At 46.6% G+C, this 8,297-nt stretch carries 11 protein-coding genes and 1 pseudogene; all 12 read right to left on the reverse strand.

Annotated elements, in window-relative coordinates:
- Positions 1–208: pseudogene (locus JU82_RS11240) on the reverse strand (hypothetical protein); the annotation flags it as partial.
- Between the two features lie 62 nt (positions 209–270).
- A complete protein-coding gene (locus JU82_RS11245) occupies positions 271–735 on the reverse strand; it encodes a GNAT family N-acetyltransferase (protein ID WP_037950791.1) in 465 nt (154 codons plus the stop codon).
- 10 nt (positions 736–745) lie between these two features.
- The gene (locus JU82_RS11250; RefSeq protein WP_037950794.1) at positions 746–1,024 is read right to left on the reverse strand and encodes a peptidylprolyl isomerase; all 279 of its coding nucleotides are present in this window, start codon (positions 1,022–1,024) and stop codon (positions 746–748) included.
- The gene (locus tag JU82_RS12190) at positions 951–1,385 is read right to left on the reverse strand and encodes a hypothetical protein (RefSeq protein WP_294892938.1); all 435 of its coding nucleotides are present in this window, start codon (positions 1,383–1,385) and stop codon (positions 951–953) included. The genes JU82_RS11250 and JU82_RS12190 overlap by 74 nt, the downstream gene beginning before the upstream one ends.
- A gap of 39 nt (positions 1,386–1,424) precedes the next feature.
- Positions 1,425–1,835, reverse strand: coding sequence for a type II toxin-antitoxin system MqsA family antitoxin (locus JU82_RS11260; protein ID WP_037950797.1), 411 nt, complete (start codon positions 1,833–1,835; stop codon positions 1,425–1,427).
- Positions 1,836–1,852: 17 nt separating this feature from the next.
- The gene (locus JU82_RS11265) at positions 1,853–2,155 is read right to left on the reverse strand and encodes a type II toxin-antitoxin system MqsR family toxin (protein ID WP_294892939.1); all 303 of its coding nucleotides are present in this window, start codon (positions 2,153–2,155) and stop codon (positions 1,853–1,855) included.
- Between the two features lie 248 nt (positions 2,156–2,403).
- A complete protein-coding gene (locus tag JU82_RS11270; RefSeq protein ID WP_037950800.1) occupies positions 2,404–3,339 on the reverse strand; it encodes a hypothetical protein in 936 nt (311 codons plus the stop codon).
- Between the two features lie 118 nt (positions 3,340–3,457).
- Positions 3,458–5,338 carry a molecular chaperone HtpG gene (gene htpG, locus JU82_RS11275; protein ID WP_037950802.1) on the reverse strand — a complete coding sequence of 627 codons (1,881 nt, stop codon included), beginning with the start codon at positions 5,336–5,338 and terminating at the stop codon, positions 3,458–3,460.
- A gap of 179 nt (positions 5,339–5,517) precedes the next feature.
- Complete coding sequence (truA, locus tag JU82_RS11280) at positions 5,518–6,246, reverse strand: tRNA pseudouridine(38-40) synthase TruA (protein WP_294892941.1); 729 nt, start codon at positions 6,244–6,246, stop codon at positions 5,518–5,520.
- Positions 6,243–7,265 (reverse strand): LptF/LptG family permease, encoded by a 1,023-nt coding sequence (locus JU82_RS11285; RefSeq protein WP_037950804.1) that lies wholly within the window; start codon positions 7,263–7,265, stop codon positions 6,243–6,245. Before JU82_RS11285 ends, truA begins: the two co-directional genes overlap by 4 nt.
- Entirely contained in the window at positions 7,258–8,007 is a 750-nt protein-coding gene (locus JU82_RS11290) for an A24 family peptidase (RefSeq protein WP_037950807.1), read from the reverse strand. The genes JU82_RS11285 and JU82_RS11290 overlap by 8 nt, the downstream gene beginning before the upstream one ends.
- Positions 8,007–8,297, reverse strand: a 291-nt coding sequence (locus JU82_RS11295) for an undecaprenyl diphosphate synthase family protein (protein WP_037950810.1), incomplete at its 5' end; no start/stop codon positions are given. The genes JU82_RS11290 and JU82_RS11295, both read right to left, overlap by 1 nt.

Below are 8,297 nucleotides of genomic sequence, written 5' to 3' on the forward strand. Positions count from 1 at the left end.
GACGCGCCATTACCGAATGCTGCAGGGCGAATACCAACACCAAAGCAAGGTTGATCATCACGGCTGAACTCAGCGGCACCGGACGCTGTGCGCTGATAGAGGTCGGCATAAACTCCCACTCTCCGATGTACAAAATAAACCATACCTGCGCGATCAGCGCGACGGCATAGGCCAATACTCCATAGATAAAAATGATCGCTTTACTCATACACTGCTTTGTTTTTTATTTTTGTCAGTATAGCTTAAAAGGCCGGTTTGTGACGCGGCAGCTTAACCGATTGTAAACTGCTGGCGGGTGACGGTGCCCCAGTAGGGATCGTCGTAGCGCTCTTCGCAAAAGGGGGTATCGCCGAACCGTTCTATGGTTTTGCGCCAGAACGCGGTGGCGTGGTCGGCTCCTGAGATTTGTTTGATTTCCCATGTTCCGCTATGGCGTTTCCAGATCGCGTGGGCGAAACGCATCCCCGCTTCATTTTTACGGGACACGGGGACGACGTAAAATTCGCATACTTCGAAACAAGCGTCCTTTTTTTGGGCAATAGCGGCCAGACCGGCCGGGGTGTCGTCGATGTAGAGAAGATAGCCCAGGATATTCTCTCCGATCAGGGTATCGAGAGCAAAGCGTCCGGATGCGTCGGGTTTCTTGCCCGTGAGAGGCGAGAATTCCGCCTCGTAGCACTGGACGAGGTTATGGTAGATGGGGAGATTGTTTTCGGTTACGGGGATGATCTGCAACGTTACCCGCTTATCCGCGTCCCGTTACCTCGAGGAGGTGATAGCCGAACTGGGTTTTGATCGGTCCGTATAGGACGCCGACGTCGCCTGTGAATACCGCACGATCGAACTCAGGTACCATCTGTCTCGGTCCGAAGCGTCCCAGATCGCCCCCTTTGCGTCCTGAGGGGCATTTGGAGTTTTGGATCGCCGCTTCTGCGAAATCAAGACCCTCTTCAATCTGTGTTTTGAGTGCGTTGCACTCCTCTTCGGTTGCTACAAGAATGTGCCGTGCGGTTGCCCATGCCATCGTAATGTCCTTTTGTTTTTTGGAATTGTACTTGGGTTGTCCTTTTCTTTTTAGAAAAGAACGAAAATGTATTTGTGTGGCGTGTCTTTACACCATCCGAATCTGTAATCGTTTCCCCATCGCATTTACTGATGGTTGCGAGGGTGATCGAGGTATTGAGGGGATCGAGAAGACGGTCAATTGCACTGCGGCTGGTCTTCATCCGTTTTGCCATTTCGGTTTTGGTGATGTGCTCTTTTTTCATCGTCTCTTCGAGCTGATAGGCGATGACACGTTTGATCGCTACCGCTTCGGCTTCTGCGAGCATCCCTTCTTCTGCTAAAAAATCATCGAAATTCGTGCCGATTCCCTGAGGTTTCATCGTATCTCCTTAGAGTAGGAATGAGGGAAACAATGGTTATCAGGCACTTTTACCGCTTGCCGCTATAACATCATCCCATGATAATTTTCCATCATCGAGTAATCGTAAAAGAATATCGAGAGATTTTGGTTGATTGTTGAGGACGTGTTCATATTTATAAAAAGCTCTTATTCCGCCGCCTAACACATCAGCCGCTTCTTTTTGGGATAGTTTTAGTTTATTCCGTATTCTCACTAATTCGTCGGGAACCAAAAGATGCTCTAAATGACGTTTTGCCAAAGCGATATTTCTATCGATGACCTCTTGCTCATGGAGACTATGATATCCCTCACCACATACTTCGCAGTACATTCCGGGCATTTCCACATCGATGGTTCGATCTTTATATGAGAAAGATTGTGTGCGGGTTTCTTGGATAAGATGACCGCCGCAAATGGCACATGTTTCCATGTTATTCTCCTTTGAAATTATTTCTCTTTAAAAGAGATGATGATGGCGTCTTTTACAATCTGTAGTTTGATGTACAGTGTAATTCCATCTTCTTGTATCGTTTTATGATACACGTCTTGCCAAAACATTTCATTTTTATGAGAGGGCATGGATTTGTAAAAATCCTTTGGTACTAATGAGAGAACAATACGTTTGATCTCTTTACTGTCGTAATCGATCATCGCCGCATCTATCAATGCACTGGATGTGATTCTAAAATTTCCATCTATGATCATTTTTTGGATGGCGGTGAGATCGTATTTGGGAATAGAATTCCTCATACGTGACTCATCGAGTTCAATCGCTTTTGTATCATGCTTCTAACCTAAATAAAATTGTAACCATATTGGTTGCTGATGTCAATGCTTTAATGTGTAAAGATTATATCTTAAACAATAAAAAATAAATATGTATATTATTGTTATTTTAGAAAAGGGGATTTAGTAGTTTTGTTAGTCTGCATTTCCACTCAGGAGAGTGGGAACGAGGGAAAAAGTACTTGTCCCGTATTGTATATTGTGTGTAGGAATCAAAATAATGCTAACAATATTCTAATAAAACTAAAAATAAATAGAAGTGGACCACCCATTATATTTATTGTACGAATACTATAGAGATTTAAATGTCGTACATAATTAATGCCTTCTTGTTTTGCTTTATAAAGTTCATGTCCAGTGATAATTTCTGATTGAGTAATATTTTCTGACACTAATTTTATAAGTTCATCAGGTTTTACAAATAGTATTGGAACTGAACGATAGTAGTCTTGATAAAGATTTAATAGCTCTGATAAAAAAGCTTCTTTTTGTATAGAATTTCTATCAGGAAGTGATCTTAAAAATACAAAAATTTTCCCTAGTTTTTTATCATTTTTTATCAATGAGACAGCATCAAGAGTGAGAAGAATAGCAATGACCATAAGCAAAAACCAAAAAATACTAATTGCTTTTAATTTTTGTTCTGTTGGTGGATTTATAATTTCATCAATATATGCGATAGTAGTAATTTCTTTAATTTTGTGATTCATATTTATTGTTACAGGTTGTGTGGAAAAGACTACAATCTCTATTATTTCATTTGGGTTAAATAAATTCCATTTAAATGTGATGGAATTTATTGAATGAGTTATAAATAGATTTTTTGTATTTATTTGCAATATTTTATTAGATTTTCCAAGTGTTATTTTCACTGGTTCATAAATAAAATCTTTAGTTAATGCTCTTTTCCCAGTATTCTTTAATTGAATTTTCGTGATAAATAAAGAATTAACTTCAACACCATTGTACAGCATAGTAAGTCCAGGTGTTTGGTGATTATTTTCTATAAGTTTTTCTTTACTTTTTAATGTAAGGGTTAAACCATAATCATCGACAGCTACTAATTGATCATAAAAAGCCCATACACCACCAATAACTGCAATTAATGCAAGAAATGAATATACATATCTAACTATCAGTTTAAACATTATTACCTTTCATAAATTTTTATATCAGTGAAATTAGTTATCTAAAACGATTATAACTGTAATGAAGTTAAATATTGAAAGAGTTTAGCACCCAATAGGGTGCAAGAGAAGAAAATTTTTAAAGCGCTTTCGCCATAATGCGGTTTAATCGCGCAATAAACCCTGCGGTGTCTGCTAAGGTCTCACCCTCATAGAGTTTCGCTTGGTCAAGGAGTACGTGTGCCGCATCCTCGATGAGGTTCATGTCCGCCGAATCGCTGAGCTTTTTGATCAACTCGTGGTTCGGGTTGATCTGCAGGATCGGTTTCGGAGCCGGGAAATCCCCGCCCATTTGCCCGAACTGTTTCATCATCTGCGCCATCATGTAGCCTTGGTCTTCTTTGTCGACTTTCAGGCATACGGCGGATTCAGTGAGATCGAATGTCGTTTCAACTTTAGAGACATTTTCACCCAATGCGTTTTGGAGCTGTCCGACGAAAGACTCAAGCCCTTTGGCTTTTTCCTCGTGCTCTTTTTTCTCCTCTTCGGACTCTTCGAGTTTCGCATCCGTTACATTCACGAATTTGTACTCGTTGTACTCGGTGACCATCGGGAATACGATTGTATCGATCTCTTCGTTGAGGATGAGTACATCGATCCCTTTGGCTTTGAAGCGCTCGAGGGCAGGGGAGTTTTTGAGCATCGAGAGAGACATCTTCGCGGTGATGTAGTAGATCTCTTTTTTCTCGGAATCGACACCCTCGACGAATTTGCTTAACATTACCGGCTCGGCACTGTTAAGCGTGTTAAGTTTGAGAAGCTCCAAGATTTTCTCGCGGTTGCCGAAATCGCTGTAAAGCCCCTCTTTGAGGACGTTTCCGAACTCTTTGTAGAACGCATCGTATTTCTCGGTATCGTTCTCCGCCATTTTTGCGAGTTCGCCCAACACTTTTTTGACCGAGGCGTTTTTGATCTTCGCCATCACGCGGTTGCTTTGGAGGATTTCGCGGCTGACGTTGAGCGGGAGGTCGGCGGAGTCGATCACCCCGCGCAAAAAGCGCAGGTACGTCGGCATCAGCTCTTTTTCATCGTCGGTGATAAATACGCGGTTGATGTAGAGTTTGATGCCGCTTTGGTAATCGACGCGGTACAAGTCCATCGGTGCTTTGGAAGGGACGTAGAAGAGAGTGGTGTACTCGAGCGCCCCTTCGGCTTTGTTGTGCATCCATGCAAGAGGATCAGAGGAGTCGTGGGCAATGCTGGAGTAGAAATCTTTGTACTCTTCGTCGCTGATGTCGGACTTGGAGATCGTCCAAAGGGCGTTGGCCTTGTTGATCTGCTTGTTGACGGTTTCGTTGTGCCCTTTTTCTTCACCCTCGGCCGGAGCTATCCACTCTTCCTTGTCCATGTAGATCGGGAAGGGGATGTGGTTGGAGTATTTTTTCACGATGCTCTCGATGCGGTGAGCCTCCAAAAACTCGCTTTCGTCGTTTTTGAGGTGCATGATGATGCTGGTACCGTGAGAATCACGCTCTGCCGGTTCGAGATCGTATTCGCTGCCCGCCATGGACGACCATTTGTAAGCCTGTTCTTCGCCCGCTTTGCGGCTGATCACTTCGACTTTGTCGGCAACCATGAACGACGCGTAGAACCCGACGCCGAACTGTCCGATGAGCTTGGAATCTTTTTTCTGGTCGCCGCTGAGCTGCTCGAGGAACGCTTTGGTCCCCGATTTGGCGATGGTTCCGAGGTTTTCGACGAGGTCGGTTTCGTTCATCCCGATCCCCGTGTCGCTGATCGTGAGGGTTTTGGCCTCTTTGTCGATGGCGATGTCGATACGTGGGGCGAAATCGACCCCTTTGTAGGCTTCGTCGGTGAGGACAAGCATGTTGAGTTTATCAAGAGCGTCCGAGCTGTTTGATACGAGCTCGCGGACGAAGATCTCTTTGTTCGAGTAAAGAGAGTGGATCATGAGATGCAAGATTTGTGAGACTTCAGTCTGAAACTGATGTTTTGCCATGTGACTGTTTCCTTTTTATTTGGTTTAATACGCCGATGGAACACGTCCCATTCGGCTACGCTAACGCTGAGTTCACTTCGGCAGTGAGCCCGGATGCGAAAGCGGAATTTTTAGGCGGTGATTGTAACAAAATAGATTTAATAATGCAAGAAGCATCAAATAGATTTAGTGTAGTAGACTCAATATTTTATATGAGTAAGGTAAAGCCCGTTATGCGGCGCAATATCTGTCGAGTGGCGCTTGATCCCCTCAAGCTGCTCTATGAGCTGTTCTTTCGTGGCTTTGCCGGCCGAGATGCGCAGCAAAAATCCCACCATAAGGCGAATCTGGGAGCGGAGAAAGCCGTTGCCTTCAAACACGAGGACGAAACATCCCTTGTGGCTGTAGGCGTAGGCGCGGTAGATGATGCGAACGTAATGTTCCATGTCGGTGCCGCTTTTTTTGAACAGTTCGAAATTATGGGTCCCCTCGAAGCATTGGATCGCGTCAATAATCGCGTCGCGGTTAAGGGAGGGGACAAAGGTGATGAAGTTGTCTTCGAAAGGGTTGCTGCTTCCCTCTTTGATCACGTAGCGGTAGACCCGTTTGCGGGCGCTGTAGCGGGCATGGAAGTCATTGCCGACGAATTCGATGCGCTGAATGCGGATGGAAGAGGGAAGGTGGAGATTGAGCATCTCTTTCAGCCGCGTAAGATCGTTCCAGTAGTGCGGAAGATCCAGATGCATCACCTGATGGGTCGCGTGGACGCCGCGGTCGGTTCTTCCCGAGCCTTTGGGGAGAGCGTGGATGCGCAGACGCCGCAGCGCGATGATGAGCGTTCCGATGACGGTTTCGGTCGTCGTGGGCTGCTGCTGGGAACCCATAAACGCCGAGCCGTTGTAGCTCATCGTGATTTTGACGCGGTTCAAAAGCGGTTCCCAACCAGACGTCTGTAAAAACCGTACGATAAGATAAACCACACCAGTGCCACGGCCCAGATCGTGTGGAAAGCGAGCCATTTCTGGGTCAAAATCGCGGCAGAGTAGAAGCCGACGATCGAGAGGAAGAGCCACAGGTAGATCCACCGTTTCTGATGGCGGGCATGGACGATCCCCAGAGCGATCATGAGCCATACGGAAAGGAGAGGAAAGAAGCTCAGCAGCGTGTTGGTGATCAGCAGCTGGTCTTTTTTATCGCGGCGGTCCTCGTTCGTCCAGTAGTCAAACGTGCTGAGATAGCGTGTGGGGGTAGTGCTCATCATGTCGTTGATATAGGCTGTTTTAAACGGCATTTGCTTGAATACTTCATCGTTGTAGCTGAAGCTTTCCCCTTGGGTCAGGCGAAACTGCAGCACGCCGTTGTTGTTGATCAGATCGGCATTTTTCGCATAGATCAGAATCTCGTCTTTCATCTCTTTGCTGAAAAGCACGATATCGCCGTAGGCGCGGTTGGCGTTGTCGCTTTTGTTGATAAAGAGCATCCAGTCGCCGAAGTTATGGCCGAATTCGGAAGCGGAGAGGTTGAATCTCGCTTCGGCCTGTTTCTGGTCGATGAAGTTGGACGAGATGGTTTTGATATACGGGGTGACGATCAGATAATCGACAAAAAGCAAAATCGAGAGCAGCAGCGCCGGAACCGCCAGAACGCGGGCGAGAAATCGTGGCGGGATGCCCAGCGAAAAGACCACGACCATTTCGTTATCGTTGGAAAGGCGGTACAGCGTCAATGCGCCGCTGACGAAAAAGGAGATCGGCAGAGTATAAAACAGCAGTTCCGGGAGAACGAACAGATACAGTTTGCCCATTTCCGCAATGCTCAGTTGAATGACCGCCGTGTAGGTGGCCAGTTTGATCATGAAGATGACCGAAGCGATCGCAAAGAGCGGCAGAAAGATCGAAAAGAACAATAGCGATAGATTGGAAAGGAGATAGCGGCGTAATTTATCCATAAAGACCTGCCAGATAGGTGTTGATATAACCGTCAAACATTAATGCGATCCAGCATCCCATTGCAAGAAAGGGGATGAAGGGGAGCTGTTTGGAGTCTTCGCTCTCCCCCTGCGTCAGCAAGAGTGCCGGAAGCGCGAGTACCGCCCCGATAAAGATGGCGGCCAATGCCAGCTGCACGCCCAAAACGGCTCCCATCGTCGCGGCGATCATGATGTCGGCTTCCCCCATCGCCTCTTTTTTGAGGGCGTAGGAGAGGTAAAAACGAAGCAATGTGAACCCTCCCGCGAAGAGAAGGGCGTTTTGAAAATTGAAAGCCACATGGCTGAACGAGGTGGCGCTGAGTATCGCAACCGTAAGGGCGGCGAGGTTGATGCTGTCGGGGACCATTTTATAGCGGTAGTCGATGAGTGAGAGGGCCAGCAGCAGGACAAAAACGAGAGCGATGCCGAAAGCTTCGAAGGTCAGCCCCATTTTCATGGCGCACAAGAGAAAAATCAGGGCGCTTAGAAGTTCGACAAATGGGTACTGAATCGATATTTTTTCTCCGCAAAAAGCGCATTTGCCGCGCAGAAAGAGCCATGAAAGGATCGGGATGTTGTGGTAAAAGCGCAACGGGGTGTTACAGCTCATGCAATGCGATGCGGGAAAGGAGATATTTTGATCCAGCGGAGTGCGGAGGATGACGACGTTCATGAACGAACCGATCGCGGCACCCAGAATAAAGACAAACACAAATTCCATCAGTTAAGCCCTCCGAAGCGTCTTTCGACCGTTTTGAATTTTTTGATGATCTTTTCGAGTTCTGCAGTCGTGAAATCCGGCCAGAGGGTGTCGGTAAAGAACAGCTCCGCGTACGCGGCCTGCCACAATAGGAAATTCGAAAGGCGGTGATCGCCTCCCGTGCGGATCAGCAAATCGACGTTCTCGCAGGTGTCCAGTGCGTGTTCGAGCGATTCGGCCGTGAGGGGAGTGTTGCGCGCGATCAGAGCGTTGGCGGCACGGACGATCTCATCTTGCGCGCCGTAGTTGAG

This window comes from Sulfuricurvum sp. MLSB (assembly GCF_000747095.1).
In the GTDB taxonomy this organism is placed as follows: domain Bacteria; phylum Campylobacterota; class Campylobacteria; order Campylobacterales; family Sulfurimonadaceae; genus Sulfuricurvum.

Excerpts from the sequence above, each read along its gene's own strand:
- htpG (WP_037950802.1), bottom strand. The coding sequence starts at position 5,338 with ATGGCAAAACATCAGTTTCAGACTGAAGTCTCACAAATCTTGCATCTC.
- JU82_RS12190 (WP_294892938.1), bottom strand. The coding sequence starts at position 1,385 with ATGAAACCTCAGGGAATCGGCACGAATTTCGATGATTTTTTAGCAGAA.
- JU82_RS11290 (WP_037950807.1), bottom strand. The coding sequence starts at position 8,007 with ATGGAATTTGTGTTTGTCTTTATTCTGGGTGCCGCGATCGGTTCGTTC.
- JU82_RS11250 (WP_037950794.1), bottom strand. The coding sequence starts at position 1,024 with ATGGCATGGGCAACCGCACGGCACATTCTTGTAGCAACCGAAGAGGAG.
- JU82_RS11270 (WP_037950800.1), bottom strand. The coding sequence starts at position 3,339 with ATGTTTAAACTGATAGTTAGATATGTATATTCATTTCTTGCATTAATT.
- JU82_RS11265 (WP_294892939.1), bottom strand. The coding sequence starts at position 2,155 with ATGAGGAATTCTATTCCCAAATACGATCTCACCGCCATCCAAAAAATG.
- JU82_RS11260 (WP_037950797.1), bottom strand. The coding sequence starts at position 1,835 with ATGGAAACATGTGCCATTTGCGGCGGTCATCTTATCCAAGAAACCCGC.
- JU82_RS11285 (WP_037950804.1), bottom strand. The coding sequence starts at position 7,265 with ATGGATAAATTACGCCGCTATCTCCTTTCCAATCTATCGCTATTGTTC.